The organism is Pseudonocardia sp. Ae505_Ps2 (genome assembly GCF_001932425.1).
Taxonomy (GTDB): domain Bacteria; phylum Actinomycetota; class Actinomycetes; order Mycobacteriales; family Pseudonocardiaceae; genus Pseudonocardia.
Window position 1 is genome coordinate 2,342,032 of record NZ_MCIP01000001.1, and the last position, 23,514, is coordinate 2,365,545.

Consider the following 23,514-nt stretch of genomic DNA (forward strand, 5'->3'; position numbering starts at 1 on the left):
GTGCCAGGGCCGTGTCAGCGCCCGGGCGCACGCTCGGCGGCATGAACACTCCCGCAATCGAGGTCGACGGCCTGGTCCGGACCTTCGGTGAGGTCCGCGCCGTCGACGGGATCTCCTTCTCCGCCGGGCGCGGACAGGTCCTGGGCCTGCTCGGCCCCAACGGCTCCGGCAAGACGACGACCGTCCGCATGCTGGCCACGCTGCTCCCGCCGTCGGCCGGCCGGGCCGCGGTGCTCGGCCGCGACGTCGTCGGCGACGCCGCCGGGGTCCGCTCCCTGATCGGCCTCACCGGCCAGTACGCCGCCGTCGACGAGGCCCTGACCGGCCGCGACAACCTCTACCTGATCGGCAGGCTGCTCGACCTGCCACGGTCGGCCGCCCGGGCCCGCGCCGCCGAGCTGATCGACCGCTTCGGGCTCACCGACGCCGCCGGGCGCCGCGCTGGCACCTACTCCGGCGGCATGCGCCGCCGGCTCGACCTGGCAGCGAGCCTCGTCGGACGCCCCGAGGTGCTGTTCCTCGACGAGCCCACCACCGGGCTGGACCCGCTGCACCGCAACGAGGTCTGGGACGCCGTGCGGCGACTCGCCGAGGACGGTGTCACCGTCCTGCTCACCACCCAGTACCTGGAGGAGGCCGACCAGCTCGCGCACGACCTCGTCGTCCTGGACCAGGGGCGGGTCATCGCCTCCGGCACGGCCGCCCAGCTGAAGTCCCGGGCCGGCGGCCGGCGCCTGCACGTCCGCGCCGAGCTGCCACGCGAGGTGCCGCTGGTCGCCGCCGTCGTCGCCCAGGAGACCGGCGCCGAGCCGACGGTCGAGCCGTCCGGGGAGGTCACCGCGGCCGTTGCCGACCACGGCGCGCTGCGCCGCACCGAGGACCGGCTGGTCGCCGAGGGCGTCGCCGTCGCCGAGATCGGCCTGCGGCTCCCCAGCCTCGACGACGTCTTCCTCTCCCTCACCGGCCACGCGGCCGAGACCACCTCCGGAGGCCCCCGATGACCGCCACCCTCGACACCCCGCCCACCACCCCGAGCTCCGGCCGGGCGTCCACCTCGGCCCCGCTGCTGCCCTCGACGCTGAGGCACGGGCTGTCGCTGGCCCGCCGCGGGATCGTGAAGACGATCCACTCGCCGGAGGCACTGATCGACGTCACCCTGCAGCCGGTGATCTTCCTGCTGCTGTTCGTCTACGTCTTCGGCGGCGCGATCGCCGGCAACAGCACGGAGTACCTGCACTACGCCCTGCCCGGTGTGCTGCTCCAGACGGTGGTGTTCGCCTCCGCGGGCACCGGCGTGGGATTGGCCGAGGACCTCAAGACCGGGATCTTCGACCGTTTCCGCAGCCTGCCGATCTCCCGCGCCGCCCCACTGGTCGGCGCGATCGGCGCGGACCTCGTCCGCTACCTGACCTCGGGGGTGATCATGCTGGCGTTCGGGTTCGCGCTCGGCTACCGCACCCCGGCGGGTCCGCTCGGGATTCTCGCCGCGTTCGGGCTGGTCGTCGCGTTCGCGTTCGGCCTCTGCTGGGTGTTCACCGCACTCGCGATGGTCGTGAAGCAGCCCCGCTCGGTGCAGGGGCTGTCCGCGCTGATCATGCTGCCGCTGACCTTCGCCAGCTCGGTGTTCGTCCCGACGCAGACGATGCCCGGCTGGCTGCAGGGCTTCGTCGCGGTCAACCCGGTCTCGCGGACCGCGGACGCCGTGCGAGCCCTGCTCGACGGCGCGCCGGCGGGAGGCGCGGCGACGGTGTCGCTGCTGACCTCCGCGGGCCTGGTCGTGGTCTTCGCGCCGCTGGCCGTGGCGCTCTACCGGCGCCGCACCTGAGCGCTCACGGCACCGGGGGCGCGTCCCGGCTCCAGGCCCGGCCACGGTCGACCGCAGCGTCGGCCGCGGCCGGGCCCAGCCGCGCGCGGACCCCCTCCAGCGTCGCGACGACCTCGGGCAGCCCCAGGTGCAGCGCCCCACGGCGGGCCAGGGCGACGCCGAGCAGCTCACCGGCCCGCTCCGCGTCCCCCGCGTCCAGGGCCCACCGGGCGGAGGTCTCGGCGACCACGCCGAGGACCGGCCCGTCGTCGGCGGCGACGGCGGCCTTCCCGGCATGCTCCAGCCGCTCGCGGGCCTCGTCCGGGCGGCCGAGGGCCATCAGTGCCGACGCGATGAGCGTGTGGGTCGCGGCCTCCCGCTGGAACCGTCCGGGACCGGGCAGGACCGGCACGTCGCACTCGCGGAGCAGCTCCAGGGCCCCGTCCGGGTTCCCGAGCCGCAGCTCGACCTCGGCCCGTCCCCACCGCAGGGCGAAGCTCGCCCGGAGGTCGTCGGGGATGTCCTGGGCGAAGGCCAGGCGCAGGTGCTCGCGGGCCACGATCTCGTCGCCGCGGCGGGCGGCGAGCCGGGCCAGCTGCAGGTTGAACTGCGGGACGTCGTCGGCGTTGCCGAGCTCCGCGGACAGCGCCACCGCCGCGGACCAGGCCCGGCGAGCGGCATCGGTGTCCCCGGCGTAGTCCTCCAGCTCGCCGAGTGCGAACGTCGTCATCCCGAGCCCGAAGCGGTCCCCGGCCCGGGCGAACAGGTCGCGTGCGGCCCGCAGCCGGACTCGCTGCACCCCGAGGTCGCCGGCGTTCTCGGCGTGCGCGGCGATGATCTGCGACGCCGCCGCCCGCAGCCAGGTGTCGCCGTCGCCGTCGGCGATGGCCGCGAGTGCGGAGCGGTCCCCCTCGCCGAACAGCAGCCCGGTGGGCGGGGCGAGCTCGACCACCGGGTGCCGTGGTTCGGGCAGCTCCGGCCACAGCGCGACGACGGCGTCCAGCTCCGCCTGGGCGGCACCCTGATCGTCGCCGAACCCGATGTGGACCATCGCGCGGATCGTGCGGGTGACCGCGACCGCGGCGGCCGGCGCTGCCGCCGGGACCGTCGCGACCCGGTCGGACCAGGGCTTCAGCGAGCCGAGGTCGCCGCGGACCATCCAGCTCCAGGCCAGGGCCGCGAACAACCGGTGCGCCCGGGGGCCGTCGCCGGCGTCGACGGCGCGGTCCAGCGCGCGGACGGCCTCGCCCTCCACCCGCCGCACGACGGCGAGCTGGTCGAGCTGGTCACCGCCGCGCAGCCGCGGCTCCCCGGGCTCCAGCACCGCGAGCAGGTGGTCGGCGTGCGCCGCGGTCACGGCGTCGTGGTCCGGCGCGTCGGCCAGCCGCGCGGCCGCGTACTCGCGGATCGTCTCCAGCATCCGGTAGCGGGTCGCACCGTCCTCCGCCCCGTCCACGGGGACGACCAGCGACTTCTCCACCAGCGCCGGGAGCAGGTCGAACGCGTCGTCGCCGCAGACGGCCTCGACGGTGGCGGCGTCGACCGGGCCGGCGAACACCCCGAACCGGGTCGCGAGCGCACGCTCGGCGGGGGAGAGCAGGTCCCAGCTCCAGTCGACGACCGCCCGCAGCGTCTGGTGGCGGGGCAGCACGGTCCGGGCACCGGAGACCAGCAACCGGAAGCGGTCGGCGAGCCGGTCGGCGATCTCGGCCGGGCTCATGCTGCGCACCCGGGCCGCCGCGAGCTCGATGGGCAGCGGCTGACCGTCGAGACGACGGCAGATCTCGGCGACGGCCGGGGCGTGGTCGGCCGGGTCGAAGTCCGGCCGGACGGCGACGGCGCGCTCGGCGAACAGCCGCGTCGCCTGCGCCGGATCCAGCGACCCGAGCGGGTGCAGGACCTCGCCCGGTACGCCGAGGGGCTCCCGGCTGGTCGTCAGCACCCGCAGCCCGGGAAGCCGGGCGAGCAGCTCGTGGACCAGGCCCGCGACGTCGTCGACCAGGTGCTCGCAGTTGTCCAGCAGCAGCACCAGCTCGCGACCGGTCAGCGCGGACACCAACCGCGCCAGGGCGTCCGGCCCGTCCCGGTCCGCGACCGACAGCTCCGGCCCGCCGACGGCGTGCAGCGCGGCCGGAACGACCTGGTCACCGCCGGTCAGCGCGGCCAGCTCGACCACGGCGACGGCCGGGCCGACGTCGCGGACGGCCTCCTGCGACAGGCGGGTCTTCCCGGCCCCGCCCGGCCCGACCACGGTGACCAGCCGCGCCGAGCCGAGCAGCGACCGTACCCGGGCCAGGTCCGTCTCGCGGCCGACGAACGAGGTGAGCGCCACCGGCCGGGGCCGGTCCGGCGGGGGAGCCGGTCGCCGTACGGGGATCGCGGTGGCGGGCGGGTCGTCGCGCAGCAGCTCGGTGCGGGTCCGCAGCAGCTCCGGGCCCGGGTCGACGCCGAGCTCCTCGGCCAGCGCGGCCCGGGTCCGGTCCAGCACGGCCAGCGCGTCGGCCCGCCGCCCGGACCCGTGCAGCCCGCGGGCGAGCGCGACGGCGGTGGTCTCCCGCAGCGGCTGCTCGGCGAGGACCGCGGTCAGCGCGTCCAGACCCGCGGTGGGGGTCCCTGCCGCGAGCCCGCGGGCGGCCAGCTCCTCGGCGGCGCCCGCGCGGGCGTCTGCGAGCCGGGTGGCGGCCGGCCCGGTGAACGCGAGCCCGTTCAGCCCGCCCAGCGGCGGACCGTGCCACAGGCCCAGGGCCTCGGTGAGCAGGGCGCCGGCGCGGCCGTCGTCGGGTTCGGCCGCCGCGGCCCGGCGGAGCGCGGCGAACCGCAGCGCGTCGACCTCGTCCGGGTCGACGGCGAGCAGGTAGCCGCCGGTCGCGGTCCGCACCCGCTCGGCGCCGATCGCGCGGCGCAGCCGGGTCGCCAGTGACTGGAGCGCGTTCGCCGTCGACGGTGGGTCGTCGCCCCACAGCGCGTCGACCAGCGTCGCGGTGTCGACGGGGTGCCCGGCGTCGAGCGCGAGCCGGGCGAGCAGACCCCGTACCCGGGCGCCGGCGGGCAGCAGATCACGCCCGCCGGCGTCGGTGACGGAGACGGGGCCGAGCAGCCGGATCGACATCACCGGCCATTCTGCCCCGCGACGGCGACCGGGTCTCCGCCGATCGGGTCAGCTCGACCGCCGGACCACCTGCGCCAGTTCGTCGAGCTTCGTGAGGGTCTCGGACTCCGGCAGGGTCGGGAGCAGGAAGGTGACCCGCTCGACGCCCGCCTCGGCGTACCCGGCGACGACGTCGGGGTCGGGCTTCCCGCCGAACACCGTCGTCGGCACGTCCGGCTTGCCACGCTCGGCCAGGTCGGCGCGGACCCGGCGGATCTCGTCGACGGAGGTGTGGGAGCGCGGCAGCCAGGCGTCGCCGACCTCGGCGAGCCGGTTCAGCGCGGCCTCGCTCTCGCCGCCCAGGTAGATCGGCGGGGTCCGGACCGGCTTCGGCCAGCAGTACGAGCGCGCGATGTCGACGTGCTCGCCGTGGAACTCGGCCTCGTCCTCGGTCCACAGTGCCCGCAGCGCGTGGAGCTGCTCGGTCATGAGCGGCCCGCGGACCCGGGGGTCGACGCCGTGGTTGCGCATCTCCTCGCGGTTCCACCCGGCCCCGACGCCGAACAGCAGCCGCCCGCCCGACACCAGGTCCAGGCTCGCGGTCTGCTTGGCGGTGTGGATGACGTCGCGCTGGGGCAGCAGCGCGATGCCGGTCCCGAGGAGCAGGTCGGTGGTCGTCCCGGCCATCGCGGTGAGCGCGACGAACGGGTCGAGCGTGCGGTAGTAGACCCGCGGCAGGTCACCGCCGCCGGGGTAGGGGGACTCGCGGCTGGTGGGGATGTGCGAGTGCTCGGCGAGGAACACCGAGTCGAAGCCGCGCTCCTCCAGCGCACGGCCCAGCGGTCCGGGGCGGATGCCCTCGTCGGTCACGAACGTGGCGATGCCGAACTTCATGACCGCGGGTACCCGCCCGGCGCGGCCCGCACGCGGGGCGCGCCCCTCAGCCCGACGACGCGGCCGATGGACCGCTCCCGCCGAGCCGGGCGGAGAGCTCGTCGGACGCCTCGCGGAGCATCGGGACGAACCCGACGAGCTCGTCGCGCCCGGCCCGCACGGCCGGCACCGACACCGACAGCGCGGCGACCGCCCCGGTGTGGTCGAAGACCGGCACGGCCACGGCCACGACCCCGGGGACGCGCTCCTCCAGCGAGATCGCGTAGCCGTCGTGGCGCACCTGCTCGATCTGCCGGTCCAGCCGTTCCTGCGCGGACGGGTCCCCGGCGAGCCGGCCGCGGGCCGCGGCGAGCCGGCCGGGGTCGACGTGGGCGAGCAGCGCCTTGCCGGGCGCGCCCTCGTGCGGGGGCCGCGGAGCACCGAGGTCGGTGTAGATGCGGCGCAGCGGTTGCTGGGACTCCACCTGGGCGATGGTCCGGCGGCTGGGCTCGGCGTCGAGCACGTGCAGCCCGACGGTCTCCCCGGTCCGGTCGCGGAGCCTCGTCATGATCGGGACGGCCTGTGACTCCAGCGACAGCTGCTCGCGGGCGACCTCGCCGAGTCCGAGCAGCCGCGGGCCGAGGGAGTAGGCGGTCGACCCCGGCGCCTGGGCCATGAAGCCGTGGCTGGCGAGCGCGCTCACCAGGCGGTGGGTCGTGCCCCGGGTCAGTCCCGTGAGCCGGGCGATCTCGGTGATCCCGGCGATCGGCCGGGCACGGGAGAAGACGGACAGGATCGCGACGGCCCGGTCGATCGACTGGACCCCGCCCCCGGTGGCCTGCTCCCCGGCGTCGTCGCGTCGTGCCTCCACGGGGCCGGAGCTTAACGACGTCCCGCAGGACCGACCGTTGCCCGGGCGCCCACCCGTCGTCTACGGTGCCCGTATTACGAGACATCGTTCCGGAAGCTGGGCACTATGGCAGTGCAGTCAGGGCCTCGCGCCGATGCGGCGGAGGCACCCGAGGCGGACCGGTCGACCGGGACCAGCCGTTTCGACACCGTGCGCGCCCGGATCGGGCTGCCCGTCGGGCCGCTCGGGTTCCTCGCGGTCCTCCTGCTCGCGGACGGGCTCGTCTGGCCCCAGCGGGCACTCGCGGCGGTGTTCGTGCTGGTCATGGTCTGGTGGGTCACCGAGGCGCTGCCGCTGGCGGTGACGGCGGTCTTCGCGGTCCTGCTGTGCGTCTTCCTCGGCGTCGCCGACGAGGAGACCGTGCTCGGGGCCTTCGGGACCGACACGATCTTCGTGTTCCTGGGCGGCTTCGTGATCGCCCGGGCGATGAGCGTGCACGGGCTCGACCGCCGGATCGCCCTCCGTGCGCTCTCGGTCCCGGGCATCGCCGGGTCCCCGGTGCGGACCATGATCGCGTTCGGCGTGCTGGCGGCGGCGATCTCGGCGTTCGTGTCCAACACCGCGACGGTGGCGATGCTGCTGCCGATCGGGATCGGCATCGTCCGCTCGGTGAGCACGGTCAGCACCCGCGAGGGCGGCCCGGACCTGTCGCGCTCGCGCTGGGCGACGTCGGTGATGCTGATGATCGCCTACGGGGCGTCGATCGGGGGTCTCATCACGCCGGTGGGTGCGCCGCACCAGCTGATCGGCCGCGACCTGATCGAGTCGCAGACCGGCCGCACCATCGGCTTCGTCGAGTGGGTGACGATGTTCCTGCCCATCGTGCTGGTCATGTTCGTGGTGCTGGCCGTGCTGCTGCTCCTGCTCAACCGGCCCGAGGTCACCCGGCTGGAGGGCGCCGCCGAGTTCGTCGCCGAGCAGCGGGCGTCGCTGGGCGGTGTGACCCGCGGGGAGAAGAACACCGTCGTCGCGTTCGGTGTCGCCGTCGTGCTCTGGACCACCCCGGGTGTCCTCGGGGCCGTGATCGGCGAGGACACCGCGCCCGTGCTCTGGCTCACCGAGCACGTGACCGAGGGGGTCGCGGCCGTCTTCGCGGCCACCCTGCTGTTCCTCCTGCCGGCGCGGTCCGCGAACGGTGGTGGCCTCGTCCCGACGCTCACCTGGGCCGAGGCGGTGAAGATCGACTGGGGCGTGATCCTGCTCTTCGGCGCCGGCACCGTGCTCGGGTCGATGTCCTCGGAGACCGGCCTCGCGCGGACCTTCGGCGACGGCATCGCCACCGGGCTCGGGGTGTCGTCGCTGGTGGCGGTGACGGTGCTGGCGGCCGTCATGGCCCTGCTCGTGTCCGAGACGACCAGCAACACCGCGAGCGCCGGGATCGTCGTGCCGATCGTGGTCCCGATCGCGGTCGCCATCGGTGTCGACCCGCTGATCCCCGGGCTCGTCGCGACCGCGGCGGCCGGGTACGGGTTCATGCTCCCGGTCTCGACCCCGCCCAACGCCATCGTCTACGGCTCCGGCCTCGTCCCCCTCACGAAGATGATCCGCAGCGGCGTCGTCTTCGACGTCGTCGGCGTGGCGGTGCTCGTCGTCGGAGTCCTGCTCATGGCCCCGCTGGTCGGACTGTGACCGGCCGCCCCACCCCGCACCCCACGACCCAGGAGAGAACCGTGTCCCACCCCCTGCAGACCCTCGTCCGGCGGATCCTCGACCGGACCGGTCCGCTGCCGGACGAGGTGCTCGCCGCCGCCCGGCGCACCATCGCCAACGTCGCCGCCACCGCCGTCGGCGCGGCCGGCGCCCCGGCCGTGAACGCGGTCGTCGCGGCGTCCACCGCGATGGCGCCGGGCGGCGACGCGGTCGTCCCCGGCCGTCCCGAGCGGCTGCACCCGCTCGACGCCGCCCTGGCCACCGGGCTCGCCGCGCACCTCGACGACTTCGACGACACCCACCTGCGCACCGTGATCCACCCCGGCGCCGTCGAGCTGGCGACGCTGGTCGCCCTGCAGGACGGGCCGGCAGCCGGCGACGCCGACGAGGTGCTCACCGCCGTCGCCTGGGGCGTCGAGGCGCAGCTGCGGCTGGGCAACGCGATCTCGCCCGAGCACTACGACGCCGGCTGGCACATCACCGGCACCTGCGGCCCGGTCGGCGCCGCGGTCACGGCGGGCCTGCTGCGGGGGCTCGACGCGGACCGCCTCGCCGTCGCGGTGGCGCTCGCGGCGGGCGGCCCCGTCGGCAACCGGGAGGGCTTCGGGTCGATGACCAAGCCGTTCCACCCCGGGCAGGCGGCCGTCGTCGGGCTGCGTGCGGTGCAGGCCGCCCTCGACGACGCACCGTGGCCGGGTGACGTCCTCACCGGCCCGGCGGGACTCGCGACCCGGCTCGCCGCCGGGGTGTTCCGGCCCGGCGAGCTCCTCGACGACCTCGGCATCCGGTGGGAGCTGTGCGCGAACACCTTCAAGCCCTACCCCTGCGGCATCGTGACCCACCCGGCGATCGAGGCCGCCGAGGCGCTGCACGCCGGGCTCCCGGGCGGTGACACCCGCGTGATCGAGGAGATCGAGCTCGTCTGCCACCCGCTCGTCCCCGAGCTCACCGGCAACCCCGACCCCGCCGACGGGCTGCAGGCTCGCTTCTCGACCGCGCACGGCATCGCGGCCGGTCTCCTCCTCGGGCAGGTCGGCCTCCCCGCCTACGACGACGACCTGGTGCGCAGCGACGAGGCCGTCCGGCTCCGCTCGCTGGTCCGCTTCGACGCCGTCGACGACTGCGCCCGCGACGCCGCCCGCCTGCGGATCCGGATCGGGGACGCATGGCGCCACCACGACGTCGAGCACGTCCGGGGGAGCCTGGCCCGCCCGATGACCGACGACGACCTGGCGACGAAGGCCCGCGCGCTGGTCGAGCCGGTTCTGCCCGGGCGCGCCGCGGAGCTGGAGCGGGCGTGCGGGGCCACCGGCCCCGGCTGGGTGCCCGCGCTGCTGGCCGCGACCACGCCCGACCGGGAGCTGCCCCGCCGGGCACCGGAGTCCGTGGTCCCGGTCGTCGGGGCCGACCCGGCGCTGGCGCAGCTCGTCGCGGAGCGCGCGGTCCGGCCCGGCCCGCGGGCCGCGGAGCTGCTGGGTCACCTGGCCGACCGGGGACGGTCCGCCCTGGACGACACCGAGCACGAGGCCGACCCGCGTCGCCGGGCCCTGGTGGTCGCGCGTGCGCTGGGGAGCGAGCACGACCCGGCGGTCACCGCGGCGGTTGCCGCCGCCCTGGCCTGCGGGGACGGCACCGACGCGGTGGCACCCGCCGTCGCCGGGGCCGGCGTCGCCCTCGACCTGGCGCGGGTGCTGGAGGTGCCCTCCCGCGCGGTCGTCCGGGTGGCCGCGGCGCTGGCCGCCGCCGTCGCGGCAGGCTCGTCGCCCCGGGTGGTGTTGCACGCCCTCGGGCTGTCCGCCACCCAGGTCACCGGGGTGGCGGGCGATGCCGGGGGCGACGCGCTGCACGCACGGTCCCAGGCCGACGCGGTGGTCGACGGCGTCGCCGCGGCCCGACTGGCCGCGGCCGGGGTCACCGGCCCGGCGCAGCCGTTGCACGGCAGGCGCGGCGTGCTCGCCCTGCTGGGCGCCGGGGACGCGGGGCGGTGGGAGTCGACCGCGGCGACCGCGTCGGCGGCGCTGGAGGAGGCGGCGTCGCCGGTCGCGGCCCCGCTGTGACGGGTCCGGGCGCGGCTCTCAGCCGCGCCCGCCCAGCCGCGCCAGCAGCAGTGCCTCGGCCAGCACCCCGCGCCCGAACATGCCCAGGTGCAGGCTCTCGTCGATCCCGTGCCAGCGGCTGGCCGGGTCCCCGACGCCGGTGACCAGCACCGCCGCGCCCGGGAACGTCCTGGCGAACTCGGCGATGAACGGGATGGACCCGCCGATGCCGGTCTCGACCGCGTCGTTGCCGTAGGCGGCCGAGAACGCGGCGCGGGCGTGGTCGTAGACCTCACCGGTCGAGGACAGGCTGAACGGCTCCGCGACCCCGCCGCCCGGGGTCACCGACACGTGCGCGCCCCACGGCACGTTGCGCTCCAGGTGCCCGGCGAGGGCCTGCTGTGCCTCGCGGGCGTCCTGGCCGGGGGCCAGCCGCATGCTGACCATCGCCCGGGCCCGGGGGAGCAGCACGTTGGAGGCCTCGGCGACCTTCGGCGCGTCGATCCCCAGCACCGCGACGGCGGGGGCGTGGTTGACCCGGTCCGGGATCGACCCGGTGCCGAGCAGCTCGACACCGTCGAGCAGGCCGGCGTCGGAACGGTAGGTGGCCTCGTCCGGCTCGGGGGCGTCGGAGCTGCCGCGCACCAGGCCGGGGACGGCGACCTCGCCCTTGTCGTCGTGCAGGGTGGCCAGGGTGCGGCACAGCGCGGTGAGCGCGTCGCCGATCGGGCCGCCGTAGACCCCGGAGTGCACCGGTCGTTCCAGCATCGAGACCTCGACGACGACGTCGACCAGGCCGCGCAGGCTCGTGGTCAGCGCGGGGACGTCGACGGCCGGGTTCGCGGCGTCGGCGATCACGATGACGTCGGCCGCGAGCTTCTCGTGGTGCTCGGCGAGCAGCGCGGTCAGGGTGGGGGAGCCGGACTCCTCCTCGCCCTCGATGAACAGCACGACCCCGACCGGGGGCTTCCCGTCGTAGGCGCGCAGCACGGCGAGGTGGGTCATCACGCCGGCCTTGTCGTCGGCGTCGCCGCGACCGTAGAGCCGGCCGTCGCGCTCGGTCGGGGTGAACGGCGGGCTGGTCCACTCGTCGTCGCCGCCGGTGGGCTGGACGTCGTGGTGGGCGTAGAGCATCACCGTGGGCGCGCCCTCGGGCGCGGGCCAGTGCGCGACGACGGCCGGGGCCCCGCCGTCGGCGGACAGGATCTCGACCGAGGCGGCACCGGCGTCGCGGGCCAGCGCGGCGACCGCGTCCGCCGAGCGCCGGGTGTCCTCGGCGTGTGCCGGGTCGGCCCAGATGCTCGGGATGCGGACCAGCGCCTCGAGATCCGTGCGCGCGCCCGGCAGGACGGCGTCGACGGCAGCGGAGAGCGCTGCGGGAGCGGGGTCGGTCTGCGGCTCGGCCATGCGTTCGGATGCTACGCGGGCCCGGCGGGGCCGCACCGGTCGCCGATCGTGCCGCCACGCACGGGCGGTTCGTCGCTACATTCGGGCGCATGTCCCGATTCCTGGCGACGTTGCTGGAGTCCGCGACCGGTCCCGACGGGTCCGCCCGCGGGATGACGACGGGGGAGCCGCGCGAACCCGTGCGGCGTTCCTGGGCGGAGGTGCACGGGACGGCCCGCGGGATCGCGGACGCCCTGCGACGCCCCGGCGACGACGGTGGCCCGGCCCTCCCGTTCGGCGGCGCGGTCGGGGTGCTGGCGGGGGAGCCCGCGGCGATCGCCCCGGCCGCGCAGGCGGTGTGGCTGTGCGGCGGCAGCGTGACGATGCTGCACCAGCCGACCCCGCGCACCGACCTGGCCGAGTGGGCCGCCGACACCGTCGCCACGCTGACGATGATCGACGCCGCGATGGTGCTGCTCGGCCCGCCCTTCGACGCCCTCGCCCCGGTCCTGACCGAGCGCGGCATCCCGTTCCGGATGCTCGACTCGTTGACCGGCGACCCGACCGCGTTCGTCGCGGACGCCGCCGTCGCCGACGAGGGCGACACCGCGTTGCTGCAGCTCACGAGCGGTTCCACCGCGGCCCCGAAGGCCGTGCGGATCACCCATGCGAACCTGCACGCCAACATCGGGGCGATGGTGACCGCGTCGGCGCTGGACGTCGCGACCGACCGGATGGTGTCGTGGCTGCCGCTGTTCCACGACATGGGCATGGTCGGGTTCCTGACCGTCCCGATGACGGTCGGGCTGGACCTGGTCACCGTCACACCCGCGGACTTCCTGGGTCGCCCGCGACTGTGGGCCGAGCTGATCTCGTCCTACCGCGGCACCGTCACCGCGGCCCCGAACTTCGCCTACGCCGTGCTGGCCCGCCAGCTCGCCCGGGTCGACGACGGCGCGCTCGACCTGTCCACGTTGCGCATCGCCCTCAACGGCGCCGAGCCGGTCGACCCGGCCGCGGTGGCGGCGTTCACCGACGCCGGCGCCCGCTTCGGACTCCGGCCGGAGTCGGTGCTGTGCGCCTACGGGATGGCCGAGACCGCGCTCGGGGTGTCCTTCGCGCCCGTCCACACCGGACTGACGGTCGACCGGGTCGACGCCGAGTCGCTGGAGTCGCACCGGCGTGCCGAGCCCGCGGGCGCCGGTCCGGTGCGGGAGTTCCCCGAGCTCGGACCGCCGCTGCCCGGGATCGAGGTGAAGGTCGTCGGCAGCGGTGGTCGCGTGCTGGGACCCCGGGAGGTCGGGGTGATGCACCTGCGCGGCGACGCCGTGACGCCCGGCTACCTCACCGTCGACGGCCCGGTGCCCACCCAGGACCGGGACGGCTGGTTCGACACCGGTGACGAGGGCTACCTGACACCCGAGGGCGCCGTCGTCGTGTGCGGCCGCACCAAGGACGTGATCATCATGGGTGGGCGCAACATCTACCCGACCGACATCGAACGGGCCGCCGGTGCGGCCGAGGGCGTGCGCGCGGGCAACGTCGTCGCGGTCCGGATGGCCGCGGGGCAGGGGCGGCACCGGGAGTCGTTCGCCGTCGCCGTCGAGGCCCGTGGGGACACCGATGCCGACACCGTGCGCAGGATCCGCGACGACGTGATCCGCCGTGTCGTCTCCGCGGTGGGGGTGCGACCCGCCGAGGTCGCGGTCCTGGCTCCGGGAAGCCTGCCCAAGACCCCGTCCGGGAAGCTCCGCCGCGCCGCGACGGCGGACCTGCTCACCGCCCGCCGCTGACCCGGACGCACGAGAGCCCCGGTCCCAGCGGGACCGAGGCTCTCGTGGAGGACGGGCTCAGCCCGACAGCGGGTGGAACCGGTTCTGCGCCGGCTCCAGGCCCTCGGACAGCAGGGCCTCGGCGGCGTCCGCGGCGAGGTCCAGACCGAGGTCGAGCTCCTTGTTCTCCACACCGGAGAACCGCTTGAGCACGTAGTCCGCCGGGTCCTGACGACCCGGTGGGCGACCGATGCCGAACCGCACGCGCAGGTAGTCCTTCGTGCCGAGCGCCTTGCTGATCGAGCGCAGGCCGTTGTGCCCGCCCTCGCCGCCGCCGCGCTTGAGGCGGATCACGCCGAAGTCGAGGTCCAGCTCGTCGTGGACGACGATCACCTCGGTCGGCGGGATCGAGAAGTACTGCACCAGCCCGGCGACCGGGCCCCCGGAGAGGTTCATGTACGTCCGCGGGACGGCCACGGTCACCGGGCGACCGGCCAGCCGGCCCTGCGCGATGTCGGCGTTCGACCGCTTGTGCGCGGAGAACCGGCCGGCGCCGGCCCGCGTCGCCAGCAGCGCGGCGACGCGGGTACCGACGTTGTGCCGGGTGCCCTCGTACTCCGGACCCGGGTTCCCGAGTCCGACGACGAGGGCCGGCCCCGGCACGGGGCTCACTTGTCGGAGGACTCGGAGTCGCCCTCGGAGTCCGCGGAGCCCTCGGCGGAGTCGCTCTCGCCCTCGGCGGCCTGCTCCTCGTCGGACGGCTCCTCGACCACGCCGGCACCCTCGGTGTCGACCTCGGCCTCGAGGTCCTCCTCGGTCGGGGCCGCGACGACCTGCACGACGAGGTACTCCTCGTCGGTGCGCAGCTCGACGCCGCCGGGGAGCTTCAGGTCCTTGGCGAAGTACTGGGTGCCGATCTCGGCGTCCTCCACGGAGATCTCGATGTTCTCCGGGATGTTCAGCACGTCGGCCTCGACCAGGACGGTGTTGAGGTCCTGGGTGACCAGCGAGCCGGGGGCGGCCTCGCCGGTGACGACGACGTCGAGCTCGACCTCGACCTTCTCGCCACGCTTGATGACGAGCAGGTCGACGTGCTCGATGTAGGGGCGCAGCGGGTGCACGACCACGGTCTTGGTCAGCGCGAGCTGCGGCTGCGCACCGTCGACGTCGAGCTCCAGCACCGCGTTGCGGCCCTGCTCGCGGACGACCGCGGCGAACTGCAGCGACGGCAGCGACAGGTGGACGGGGTCGGTCCCGTGGCCGTAGAGGACGGCGGGGATCTTGCCGGCACGACGGGTGCGACGGGCGGCGCCCTTGCCGAACTCGGTCCGGGTCTCGGCGGGAATGCGGGTCTGGGCCACGGCTGCTTGCTCCTCGAAAGACGTTCTGCGACAGGTGCGCGCGGCGAGGAGCCGACCGGGATCGGCCCACGTCGATCACGGCGGGTCTAGGTGCACCCGCCCTCGCCGCGGAGATGCCGAGAAGAGTACGCCAGGCCCGTGGGCGTCCCGGGGTCAGCCCCCCCGCGACGACCACGGGCCCCGCTGGTCAGGCCACCGAGTGGGGGACTCCCGGACCCGGGTCGATGCGGTGTGGGCCGTTCTTGCCGGGCTTGACGTCGAAGTCGAAGATCCCGGTCGGGAGGTAGACCGTGGAGCAGGAGTTCGGGATGTCGACGACGCCGGAGAGCCTGCCCTCGATCGGTGCGGCCCCGAGGATCATGTACGCCTGGATCGGGGAGTAGCCGAAGTTCGTCAGGTAGTCGATCGCGTGCAGGCAGGCCCGCTGGTAGGACAGGTGCGAGTCGAGGTAGCGCTGCTCGCCGTCGAGGGTGACCGAGGTGCCGGAGAACGCGATCCACTCGCTGTACTGCGGGTCGGTGTTGCCGGGCACGAAGATCGCGTTCTCGCTCACGCCGTAGGTCGCCATCCCGCCCTTGATGACGTCGACGTGCAGGTCGATGAAGCCGCCCATCTCGATGGCGCCGCAGAAGGTGATCTCACCGTCGCCCTGGGAGAAGTGCAGGTCGCCCATCGACAGGTTCGCGCCGTCGACGAACACCGGGTAGAAGACCCGGCTGCCCTTGGTGAGGTTCTTGATGTCCTGGTTGCCGCCGTTCTCCCGGGGCGGTGCGGTGCGCGCGGCCTCTGCGGCGGCCCGGTCGAAGTCGGCTCCGGTCAGCGAGCCGAGGATCGCCGAGCCGGGGTTGGGCGGCAGGGCCAGCGGCGGCACCCGGTCCGGGTCGGTGTCGATCAGCGCCTGCTCGCGGGCGTTCCAGCGGCCGAGCAGCTCGGGCGAGGGCGCGGTCCCCATCAGTCCGGGGTGGACGATCCCGGTGAACGACACCCCCGGGACGTGCCGGGAGGTGGCCGTCCCGCCCCGGAAGTCCCAGATGACCTTGTAGGCGTCGGGGAACTGCTCGGTGAGGAAGCCGCCGCCGTTGCGGGTGGCGAACACGCCGGTGTAGCCCCAGCCCTGCCCGGCCAGTGGTCCGGAGTCCTCCTGGGGGATCGGGCCGACGTCGAGGATGTCGACGATCAGCAGGTCACCCGGCTGCGCCCCCTCGACGGCGATCGGCCCGGACAGCACGTGCACCCCGTCGAGCGGGGCGTCGAGGATGTCGTCGGCGGAGTCGTCGTTGTGGATGGCGCCGTCGAACCACTCGCGGCAGTCGACGCGGAAGGTGTCCCCGGGCTTGACGTGGACCTGCGCCGGGATGTCGGGGTGCCACCGGTTGTGGCCGGTCAGCTGCTGGTCGGTGAAGGACCTGGTGCTGTCGAGGGGGAAGACGTTCCTGGGCATCGGGCACTCCCGGGGTCGGTGCGGACGCGGGCGGGGCGGTCAGGGTCGCGGCAGGCCGCGGGTGGCCGGGTGCAGCGGCGGCCCGCCGGGGCGCAGCGGACGCGGCGGCGGGGCGGAGACGACCTGGGGCTCGTGGGCCGTCGCCGTCGTGCGGTCGATCAGGGCGACGCGGCCGCGGTCGGCGAGGCCGAGCATCGGCGCGGTGATGACGCGCGGGGACGCCTCCCCGCAGGTGGGGCAGCGCGCCGTCGCGGGGGCGCTGCCGATCGGGTGCCGTTCCTCGACGGGGCCGTCGGCCCCGCACCGGTAGACGTAGAGCGCCACGGTCGTACCTCCCGGCACGTCGGGCGACCCGACATGCATCCGAGGAAATAATTTCCTGGGAAAGTACGACCGACGGGCCGGGGTGTCAACGCGGGCGTCAGAGTTGCTGGACGACGTCCCACGCCACCCCGTCGGCGACGGCGAGGAACACCTGCTGGCGCAGGTGCCGGCCGTGCACCTCGACGGTCCCGCGCGGGCTCTCGTAGGCCAGCCCCTCGGCGACCGCGGTCATCGCCGGCACCTCCGGCGACCCGGCCCGGCGCATGAGCTCGGTCAGCAGCCGGACACCCTCGTAGCAGGACTCGCCGAGGCTGTTGAGCACCGGTGCGTCCGGGCCGAAGCGGTGGGCGTGCGCGGCCGCGAAGTCCAGCCCCGACGCCGTCGCCAGGTCCTCGAAGTAGCCGGCCGAGGTGAGCAGGCCGCGGGTGTTCTCCGGGCCCGAGGCGAGCAGCACGTTCTCCTCGATCAGCGAGCTGAAGCGCAGGATCTCCCGGTCCAGCCCGACGGCCCCGAAGGCCCGGTTGAACTCGACGGCGTCGTTGCCGATCAGGAGCATCAGGACCGCGTCGCAGCCGCTCGCCTCGACCCGGTGCAGCACGCGGGAGAAGTCCTCGGTGCCGAGCGGGACGTACATCTCGTCGCAGACCGTCCCGCCGATCCGGCGCAGGTGCTCGGTCGCGACCCGCGCGGACCGGCGGGGCCACACGTAGTCGTCGCCGACGATCGTCCAGCGGCGCACCCCGGCGGCCGCGGCGAACCAGCTCAGCGACGGGCCCAGCTGCAGGTCCGGGGTCTCCCCGGTCAGGAACAGCCCCGGCCGCTGCTCGCCGCCCTCGTACAGCGCCGTGTAGGCGTAGGGCACGCGCCCGCGGATCCGGGGTGCGACGGCCTCGCGGACCGCCGAGATGTGCCAGCCGGTGACCGCGTCCACGGCCCCCGCGCTGACCAGTGCGTCGAGCTCCGCGGCGACGACGGCGGGTGGCGCACCGCCGTCGACCGGCACCAGGTTCAGCTCCCGGCCGAGCACCCCGCCCGCGGCGTTGACCTCCTCGGCCGCGAGCGTCGCGCAGGACTCGCACGACGGGCCGAAGATGCCGGCCGGACCCTGGAGCGGGACGACCAGCGCCACGTTGAGCACCTCGCTCCCGCGCGCCGGCACCGCCGTCGCGCGCCCGGGGGCCGGGGTCGGAGTCATGCAGGTGACGCTATCCATCGTGGCCTCGCCCACCCACCCCCTCGGGCGAAAACGTCCGGTTACGATGCGCTCATGGCGGAGCCCGCGGAGCACGTGCGGCCGTCCGGGGACGAGTCGCTGCGGCTGCTCTGCGCGGTGGGCCGGGCCCTGGACCAGGAGCTCGACGACGCGCTGCAGGCCTGTGGCTCCGAGGTCGAGCAGTGGCGGGTCCTGGGGTTCGTGGCGCGGGGCGGCGCGACGATGAGCGCGCTCGCCGAGCACGCACTGCTGCTGGCGCCGCGGGCGACCAAGCTCGTGGACCGGATGACCGCGGCGAACCTCGTGCACCGCAGGCCGGACGCCGTCGACCGGCGCCGGGTGCTGGTCGTCGCCACCGAGCGGGGCCGCGCGGCGCTCGCGGAGTGGGACGCGGCGGCGGCCGGGGTGCTGGAGCGCTACCGGGACCTGCTGGGCCCCGACGCCGCCCTGTTCGACGACGTCCTGGGCCGCCTGCAGGGCGCGACCGGGCGGCCCGGTGTGCCGGGGCAGGCCGGGCTCGTCGCGACCGAGCGCTGACCCGGACGACCGACGGCGCCCCACCCGGAGGCGGAGCGCCGTCGGCGGACGCGCGGGGTGCTCAGGCGTTGCCGTCGAACAGGCTCGTGACCGAGCCGTCCTCGAACACCTGGTGGATCGCCTCGGCCAGCAGCGGGGCGATCGGGAGCACGGTCATGCTGTCGAAGCGCTTCTCGTCCGGGATCGGCAGCGAGTCGGTGAAGATGACCTCCGACGCGCCGCAGTTGGCCAGGCGCTCGGTGGCCGGGCCGGACAGCACACCGTGGGTGGCGGCCACGATCACGTCCGAGGCGCCCTCCTTGAGCAGCACCTCGACCGCCTTCGCGACGGTGCCACCGGTGTCGATCATGTCGTCGATGACCACGCAGCAGCGGCCCTCGATCTCACCGACCACCCGGTTCGCGACGGCCTCGTTCGGCTTGCGCGGGTCCCGGGTCTTGTGGATGAACGCCAGCGGGGTCCCGCCGAGGGTCTCGGCCCAGCGCTCGGCCAGGCGCACCCGGCCGGAGTCGGGGGAGACGACGGCGAAGTTCCCGTTCGGCCGGGTGCTCTTGATGTGCTGGGCGAGCACCGGCAGCGCGAACAGGTGGTCGACGGGGCCGTCGAAGAAGCCCTGGATCTGCGACGTGTGCAGGTCCACGGTCAGGATCCGGTCGGCACCGGCGGTCTTGAACATGTCCGCGACGAGGCGGGCCGAGATGGGCTCGCGGCCGCGGTGCTTCTTGTCCTGACGGGCGTAGCCCCAGAACGGCATGACCGCGGTGATCCGCTTGGCCGACCCGCGCTTGAGCGCGTCGACCATGATCAGCTGCTCCATGATCGCGTCGTTGATCGGGGCGGAGTGCGCCTGGATCACGAACGCGTCGCTCCCGCGGACCGACTCCTCGAAGCGGCAGAAGATCTCACCGTTCGCGAAGGAGTAGGCGGACTGCGGGGTGACCGTGACGTCGAGCTCCTTCGCCACGTGCTCGGCGAGCTCCGGGTGCGCCCTCCCCGAGAACAGCATCATGTTCTTCTTGGGAGTGCCTGCGATCGCGCTCACCGTGCGGTGCCTCCTCGGCTGAGGTCTCTCGGGTCTGTCGTACCGGCGGAGGTGGTGTGACCTGCGCCGTCGCTGCTGGTCGTGCCGTTCGTGGACGGGTCGCTGCCCGCCCGCTGTGCCGCCTCGGCGGCGGGGGTGCCGGGCCGCTTGCGCGGCACCCACCCCTCGATGGTGCGCTGTGGCCCACCGGACACCGCGAGCGCCCCCGGTGGGACGTCGGCGCGGAGCACGGTCCCGGCGCCGGTGTACGCGCCGTCCCCGACCGTGACGGGGGCGATGAACATGGTGTCCGACCCCGTCCGCACGTGGGATCCGATGACGGTCCGCTGCTTGCGGACGCCGTCGTAGTTGACGAACACCGACGAGGCGCCGATGTTGCTCATCTCGCCGATCGTGGCGTCGCCGACGTAGGTCAGGTGCGGGACCTTGGTGCCCGCGCCGATGTCGGAGTTCTTGACCTCGACGAACGTGCCGATCTTGCCGCGCTCGCCGAGGACGGCGCCCGGGCGGAGGTAGGCGAACGGCCCGACCGAGGCGCCGGGGCCGATCCGGGCCTCCGACCCGTGGGTGCGGACGACGCTCGCGCCGGCCCCGACGACGGTGTCGGTGAGCGTCGTGTCGGGACCGATGACCGCGGCCTCGCCGACCTCGCACGCACCGTGCAGCTGGGTGCCCGGGTGCAGCACGACGTCGGGTGCCAGCCGCACGTCGACGTCGACCCGGGTGGTGGCGGGGTCGACCACGGTGACCCCGGCCAGCATCCACTCACGCAGCACGCGGCGGTTCAGCTCGGCGCCGAGCTCGGCGAGCTGGACGCGGTCGTTCACGCCGCGCACGCGCCACTCGTCGTCGCAGCGGAGGGCGTGCACCGTCCGGCCCGCGGCGACGGCGGCGGCGACCAGGTCGGTGAGGTAGAGCTCCTGCTGGGCGTTGTGCGCGGCCAGGCCCGTGATGCCCGCGCGCAGGAACTCCGCGTCGAAGGCGTAGACCCCGGAGTTGATCTCGTTGATCGCGCGCTGTTCCGGGGTCGCGTCGGCGTGCTCGACGATGCCGGTGACGGAGCCCCCGCTCCCGCGCACGATCCGGCCGTAGCCGGTGGGGTCGGGGACCTCGCAGGTCAGCAGGGTGACCGCGGCGCCGTGGTCGGTGTGCTCGGTGACCAGCGCGGACAGGGTCGCGGTGTCGAGCAGCGGGACGTCGCCGTAGGTGACCAGGACGGTGCCGGTCAGGTCCGCGGGGAGCGGGGTGAGGCCGCTGCGGACCGCGTCGCCGGTGCCGAGGCGCTGCTCCTGGACGGCGGTGGTGGCGGTGCGTCCGAGGGTGGCGGAGATGTCGCGGACGGCCCGCTCCACCCGTTCACGCTCGTGTCCGACGACGACCACGAGGTGCTCGGGTGCGGTACCGGCCAGTGCGTGCGCGGCGTGGCCGAGCATGCTGCGCCCGCCCAGCTCGTGGAGCACCTTCGGCGTCGACGACCGCATCCGCGAACCCGCACCCGCCGCGAGGACGATGCCGGCCGCGACCGCCGCCGTTCCGGGGGCCGGTCGGTCACCGGTGCCGGCCCGGTCGGGTTCGGGCATGTTCGGTTCCTCCTGCCGGACTCGCCGCCCGTGCCGGGCGGTGGACGCGGGACGCGCCGTGCCGGTACGGCATCGTACGGGGACGGCCCCGGGGAACCCGGCGGGCCCGTCGCCCGGTGGTGACGGCGTCCAAACCCAAGATCAACCCTTCGGGTGGTAACCGGTCGGTCGCCGGTCTCGTTCCACGGTTCAGACGACGGCGACCGACCGGTCACCGTCCGCGATGCGGATGAGCGGAGTGCGATGACGCGCGAGGTCGAGGGACGCCGTCGGCGGCCCCGGGTGATGACGGTCCTGGCCACGGTGGTGGCCCTGGTGCTGGCCGGGCTGACCGCCGGGATGATCGGGACCGCGTCCGCGGCGCCGACGGAGTCCGACGCCGGGCCGGGCCGCACCGAGGGCACGCCGTGCTCGGCGGCCGCGCGCGCCTGCGTCGACCTCGCGAACAGCACGGCATGGCTGATCCGCGACGGGAAGATCGAGGCGGGACCGGTGCCCGCGTCGTTCGGCAAGAAGGGGCAGCGCACCCCGGCGGGGGTCTTCCAGGTCCAGTGGAAGAACAAGGACCACCGCAGCCGGGAGTTCAACAACGCGCCGATGCCGTTCGCGGTCTTCTTCGCCCCCGGCGGCATCGCCTTCCACGAGGGCAATACCGAGACCGAGTCCGCGGGCTGCGTCCGGCTGTCGCGGGAGAACGCCGAGCGCTGGTTCAACTCGCTGCAGGTCGGCGACCGGGTCGAGGTCACCAACATTCCGCAGTGACGTGTGGCGTTGTTTCCGCCCCAGGGGTGGCGGGAACGGCTCGGGCGGAGAACACTTCCGACTGATCGGTTGTGCAAAACCGATTCTGACGACACGGAGGACTCATGCCCACGCGCAGCGCCCGCACCGCCTGGAACGGCACCCTGGAGCAGGGATCCGGCCAGGTGGAGCTGTCCAGCTCCAAGGTCGGCACCTACGAGGTCAGCTTCCCGAAGCGTGCCGCCGCCGAGGCCGGCGGCACGACCAGCCCGGAGGAGCTCATCGCGGCGGCCCACTCGGCCTGCTTCGCGATGCAGCTCTCGGCGAACATCGCCGAGGCCGGCGGGACCCCGGAGTCGCTGGAGGTGTCGGCCGACGTCTCGCTCGGCCCGGACAAGGACAACGGCGGCTTCAAGCTGACCGGCATCACCCTGAAGGTGCGCGGTGAGGTCTCCGGCCTCGACGCCGACGGCTTCGCCAAGGCCGCCGACGCCGCGAAGGCCGGCTGCCCGGTCTCCAAGGCACTGACCGGCGTCGACATCACGCTGGACGCCGCTCTCGAGAGCTGAGAACACCCCCGCGACGCCCCCGCCCGGACCTCGGACGGGGGCGTCGTCGTGCCCGGGGCGGTCGCCGTCGGACATCCGCCGCAGCACGGCGACCGCGCAGGCGGGCTCCCCGGGGCGGGCTCAGCGACTACGCAGCAGCCGGTCCAGCGTGCGCAGGCCCAACCTGCTCAGCGCCGGGGCGGAGGTCCGGTAGTACCAGCCCAGGCCCATCGCCTGCGCGAACGCCCAGGCCCGTCCCCGCGCCCACTCGACGGGGCCGCAGCCCAGCTCCGTGCGCAGCAGCTCCCGCGGCCCGTCGTCGAGCAGGTGCCACGCCGCGACGAGGTCGAGCGCAGGGTCGGCCGGGCCGAATCCGCCGCCGTCGAGGAGGCCGGTGAGCCGGCCGTCGGCGACGACCACGTTGCCGGGGATCAGGTCGCCGTGGGACATCACGTCCGGCCCGGCGCGGGGCAGCACCCGGAACTCCGCCCACATCCGACGGAGCGGGCCGACGTCGAGCAGGTCGGCGGACTCGGCGAGACACGTCGCCATCCAGGCGTCCTGGTCCGGCAGGTGCCCGCCGCGGCCGTCACCCGCGAACCGGCGCCCGCGGGTGTCGGCGGCGCGCAGGCGGCGCAGCAGACCGGCCAGGTCGACGGCGAATGCGGCCGACCGGCCGGGGTCGTCGGCGTCGGCGGTGCGGCCCGGCACCCAGGTCTGGACCGACCACGGCAGCGGGTAGCCCCGTGTCCGGGGTTGCCGATCCCGACCGGCTCGGGCGTCGGGACCGGGCTGCAGGCGGCGAGCTCCCGGGCCGCGGTGGCCTCGGCCACCAGCCGCTCGCGCACCGCCGCGGTGTCGTGGCCCTGCAGCGGGAACCGGGCCGCGAGGCCGTCCCCGACCCGGTGTATGGCGTGCACGGTGCCGCTGCCGGGGGCCGGGCGCACGGGCAGGTGGCGCAGCGCGGGGAACGAATCGTCGACCAGACGGCGGGCGGTGGTGGCGTCCACCCGCGCCTCGTCGATGTGCATCATCGCGGGGGAGTGCACCACCGGGACGGTGCGGCGGGCGAGCGGATTACGTCCGCGGGCGGAGGTGTGGGTGCGCGGCTTGCTCCGCCGCCAGGATTCGAACCTGGACCATCGGAACCAAAATCCGAGGTGCTGCCGTTACACCACGGCGGATCGTGGGCCCCGCCATCGTGACAC

20 protein-coding genes and 1 tRNA gene are annotated in these 23,514 nt (G+C 74.9%); 8 read left to right on the plus strand and 13 right to left on the minus strand.

What is annotated here, in order from left to right:
* The first annotated feature begins 41 nt into the window (after nt 1-41).
* Nucleotides 42-1,001, plus strand: coding sequence for a daunorubicin resistance protein DrrA family ABC transporter ATP-binding protein (locus Ae505Ps2_RS11205; RefSeq protein ID WP_020623370.1), 960 nt, complete (start codon nt 42-44; stop codon nt 999-1,001).
* Entirely contained in the window at nt 998-1,825 is an 828-nt protein-coding gene (locus Ae505Ps2_RS11210) for an ABC transporter permease (RefSeq protein WP_020623369.1), read from the plus strand. The genes Ae505Ps2_RS11205 and Ae505Ps2_RS11210 overlap by 4 nt, the downstream gene beginning before the upstream one ends.
* A gap of 4 nt (nt 1,826-1,829) precedes the next feature.
* Here the strand turns inward: Ae505Ps2_RS11210 and Ae505Ps2_RS11215 are convergent, their stop codons facing one another.
* From Ae505Ps2_RS11215 to Ae505Ps2_RS11225, 3 genes are read right to left on the minus strand one after another with little or no spacing between them, the layout of a single operon-like run.
* Nucleotides 1,830-4,913, minus strand: a complete 3,084-nt coding sequence (locus Ae505Ps2_RS11215) for a BTAD domain-containing putative transcriptional regulator (RefSeq protein WP_075312394.1) — start codon at nt 4,911-4,913, stop codon at nt 1,830-1,832.
* 48 nt (nt 4,914-4,961) lie between these two features.
* Complete coding sequence (locus Ae505Ps2_RS11220; RefSeq protein WP_020626945.1) at nt 4,962-5,786, minus strand: LLM class F420-dependent oxidoreductase; 825 nt, start codon at nt 5,784-5,786, stop codon at nt 4,962-4,964.
* Between the two features lie 46 nt (nt 5,787-5,832).
* Nucleotides 5,833-6,636 (minus strand): IclR family transcriptional regulator, encoded by an 804-nt coding sequence (locus Ae505Ps2_RS11225; RefSeq protein ID WP_075332968.1) that lies wholly within the window; start codon nt 6,634-6,636, stop codon nt 5,833-5,835.
* Between the two features lie 105 nt (nt 6,637-6,741).
* On the opposite strand from Ae505Ps2_RS11225, the gene Ae505Ps2_RS11230 reads away from it, so the two are divergent.
* Together Ae505Ps2_RS11230 and Ae505Ps2_RS31130 are read left to right on the plus strand one after the other, a co-directional pair.
* The gene (locus Ae505Ps2_RS11230; RefSeq protein ID WP_075308371.1) at nt 6,742-8,304 is read left to right on the plus strand and encodes a DASS family sodium-coupled anion symporter; all 1,563 of its coding nucleotides are present in this window, start codon (nt 6,742-6,744) and stop codon (nt 8,302-8,304) included.
* Between the two features lie 41 nt (nt 8,305-8,345).
* On the plus strand, nt 8,346-10,382 hold the full coding sequence (locus Ae505Ps2_RS31130) for an MmgE/PrpD family protein (RefSeq protein WP_075308369.1): 2,037 nt from the start codon (nt 8,346-8,348) through the stop codon (nt 10,380-10,382).
* 18 nt (nt 10,383-10,400) lie between these two features.
* Here Ae505Ps2_RS31130 and Ae505Ps2_RS11240 read toward each other — a convergent pair whose 3' ends face one another.
* Nucleotides 10,401-11,768 (minus strand): dipeptidase, encoded by a 1,368-nt coding sequence (locus Ae505Ps2_RS11240; protein ID WP_075553605.1) that lies wholly within the window; start codon nt 11,766-11,768, stop codon nt 10,401-10,403.
* Nucleotides 11,769-11,857: 89 nt separating this feature from the next.
* On the opposite strand from Ae505Ps2_RS11240, the gene Ae505Ps2_RS11245 reads away from it, so the two are divergent.
* Nucleotides 11,858-13,540, plus strand: coding sequence for a fatty acyl-AMP ligase (locus tag Ae505Ps2_RS11245; RefSeq protein WP_075332970.1), 1,683 nt, complete (start codon nt 11,858-11,860; stop codon nt 13,538-13,540).
* 57 nt (nt 13,541-13,597) lie between these two features.
* Here Ae505Ps2_RS11245 and pth read toward each other — a convergent pair whose 3' ends face one another.
* The 5 genes from pth to Ae505Ps2_RS11270 form a co-directional block, all read right to left on the minus strand.
* Nucleotides 13,598-14,191, minus strand: coding sequence for an aminoacyl-tRNA hydrolase (pth, locus tag Ae505Ps2_RS11250; protein ID WP_020623872.1), 594 nt, complete (start codon nt 14,189-14,191; stop codon nt 13,598-13,600).
* Complete coding sequence (locus Ae505Ps2_RS11255) at nt 14,188-14,880, minus strand: 50S ribosomal protein L25/general stress protein Ctc (protein WP_020623871.1); 693 nt, start codon at nt 14,878-14,880, stop codon at nt 14,188-14,190. Before Ae505Ps2_RS11255 ends, pth begins: the two co-directional genes overlap by 4 nt.
* A gap of 187 nt (nt 14,881-15,067) precedes the next feature.
* Entirely contained in the window at nt 15,068-16,321 is a 1,254-nt protein-coding gene (gene fmdA / locus Ae505Ps2_RS11260) for a formamidase (protein WP_075332971.1), read from the minus strand.
* Nucleotides 16,322-16,360: 39 nt separating this feature from the next.
* Nucleotides 16,361-16,645 (minus strand): zinc ribbon domain-containing protein, encoded by a 285-nt coding sequence (locus tag Ae505Ps2_RS11265; protein ID WP_083695556.1) that lies wholly within the window; start codon nt 16,643-16,645, stop codon nt 16,361-16,363.
* Nucleotides 16,646-16,742: 97 nt separating this feature from the next.
* Nucleotides 16,743-17,840: a substrate-binding domain-containing protein gene (locus Ae505Ps2_RS11270; protein ID WP_075308357.1), complete on the minus strand. Its 1,098-nt coding sequence runs from the start codon at nt 17,838-17,840 to the stop codon at nt 16,743-16,745.
* A gap of 72 nt (nt 17,841-17,912) precedes the next feature.
* Here Ae505Ps2_RS11270 and Ae505Ps2_RS11275 point away from each other — a divergent pair, with 72 nt between their 5' ends.
* Nucleotides 17,913-18,395: a MarR family winged helix-turn-helix transcriptional regulator gene (locus Ae505Ps2_RS11275; protein ID WP_075308355.1), complete on the plus strand. Its 483-nt coding sequence runs from the start codon at nt 17,913-17,915 to the stop codon at nt 18,393-18,395.
* Between the two features lie 61 nt (nt 18,396-18,456).
* Here Ae505Ps2_RS11275 and Ae505Ps2_RS11280 read toward each other — a convergent pair whose 3' ends face one another.
* Complete coding sequence (locus Ae505Ps2_RS11280) at nt 18,457-19,437, minus strand: ribose-phosphate diphosphokinase (RefSeq protein WP_020623866.1); 981 nt, start codon at nt 19,435-19,437, stop codon at nt 18,457-18,459.
* Nucleotides 19,434-21,017: a bifunctional UDP-N-acetylglucosamine diphosphorylase/glucosamine-1-phosphate N-acetyltransferase GlmU gene (glmU, locus tag Ae505Ps2_RS11285; RefSeq protein ID WP_083695557.1), complete on the minus strand. Its 1,584-nt coding sequence runs from the start codon at nt 21,015-21,017 to the stop codon at nt 19,434-19,436. The genes Ae505Ps2_RS11280 and glmU overlap by 4 nt, the downstream gene beginning before the upstream one ends.
* Before the next feature lie 243 nt (nt 21,018-21,260).
* On the opposite strand from glmU, the gene Ae505Ps2_RS11290 reads away from it, so the two are divergent.
* Entirely contained in the window at nt 21,261-21,779 is a 519-nt protein-coding gene (locus Ae505Ps2_RS11290) for a L,D-transpeptidase (RefSeq protein ID WP_226363057.1), read from the plus strand.
* A 104-nt stretch (nt 21,780-21,883) separates the two neighbouring features.
* On the plus strand, nt 21,884-22,327 hold the full coding sequence (locus tag Ae505Ps2_RS11295; protein WP_075553606.1) for an OsmC family peroxiredoxin: 444 nt from the start codon (nt 21,884-21,886) through the stop codon (nt 22,325-22,327).
* 120 nt (nt 22,328-22,447) lie between these two features.
* Here the strand turns inward: Ae505Ps2_RS11295 and Ae505Ps2_RS11300 are convergent, their stop codons facing one another.
* Nucleotides 22,448-23,017 (minus strand): phosphotransferase, encoded by a 570-nt coding sequence (locus Ae505Ps2_RS11300; RefSeq protein WP_233147414.1) that lies wholly within the window; start codon nt 23,015-23,017, stop codon nt 22,448-22,450.
* Between the two features lie 402 nt (nt 23,018-23,419).
* A tRNA-Gln gene (locus tag Ae505Ps2_RS11305) sits at nt 23,420-23,490 on the minus strand.
* Between the last annotated feature and the right edge of the window lie 24 nt (nt 23,491-23,514).

Bases quoted from the DNA above. Each gene is read 5' to 3' on its own strand.
- Ae505Ps2_RS11205 (WP_020623370.1), top strand. From the start codon at position 42: ATGAACACTCCCGCAATCGAGGTCGACGGCCTGGTCCGGACCTTCGGT.
- Ae505Ps2_RS11210 (WP_020623369.1), top strand. From the start codon at position 998: ATGACCGCCACCCTCGACACCCCGCCCACCACCCCGAGCTCCGGCCGG.
- Ae505Ps2_RS11215 (WP_075312394.1), bottom strand. From the start codon at position 4,913: ATGTCGATCCGGCTGCTCGGCCCCGTCTCCGTCACCGACGCCGGCGGG.
- Ae505Ps2_RS11220 (WP_020626945.1), bottom strand. From the start codon at position 5,786: ATGAAGTTCGGCATCGCCACGTTCGTGACCGACGAGGGCATCCGCCCC.
- Ae505Ps2_RS11230 (WP_075308371.1), top strand. From the start codon at position 6,742: ATGGCAGTGCAGTCAGGGCCTCGCGCCGATGCGGCGGAGGCACCCGAG.
- Ae505Ps2_RS11240 (WP_075553605.1), bottom strand. From the start codon at position 11,768: ATGGCCGAGCCGCAGACCGACCCCGCTCCCGCAGCGCTCTCCGCTGCC.
- Ae505Ps2_RS11245 (WP_075332970.1), top strand. From the start codon at position 11,858: ATGTCCCGATTCCTGGCGACGTTGCTGGAGTCCGCGACCGGTCCCGAC.
- fmdA (WP_075332971.1), bottom strand. From the start codon at position 16,321: ATGCCCAGGAACGTCTTCCCCCTCGACAGCACCAGGTCCTTCACCGAC.
- Ae505Ps2_RS11270 (WP_075308357.1), bottom strand. From the start codon at position 17,840: ATGACTCCGACCCCGGCCCCCGGGCGCGCGACGGCGGTGCCGGCGCGC.
- Ae505Ps2_RS11275 (WP_075308355.1), top strand. From the start codon at position 17,913: ATGGCGGAGCCCGCGGAGCACGTGCGGCCGTCCGGGGACGAGTCGCTG.
- glmU (WP_083695557.1), bottom strand. From the start codon at position 21,017: ATGCCCGAACCCGACCGGGCCGGCACCGGTGACCGACCGGCCCCCGGA.
- Ae505Ps2_RS11290 (WP_226363057.1), top strand. From the start codon at position 21,261: ATGACGCGCGAGGTCGAGGGACGCCGTCGGCGGCCCCGGGTGATGACG.
- Ae505Ps2_RS11295 (WP_075553606.1), top strand. From the start codon at position 21,884: ATGCCCACGCGCAGCGCCCGCACCGCCTGGAACGGCACCCTGGAGCAG.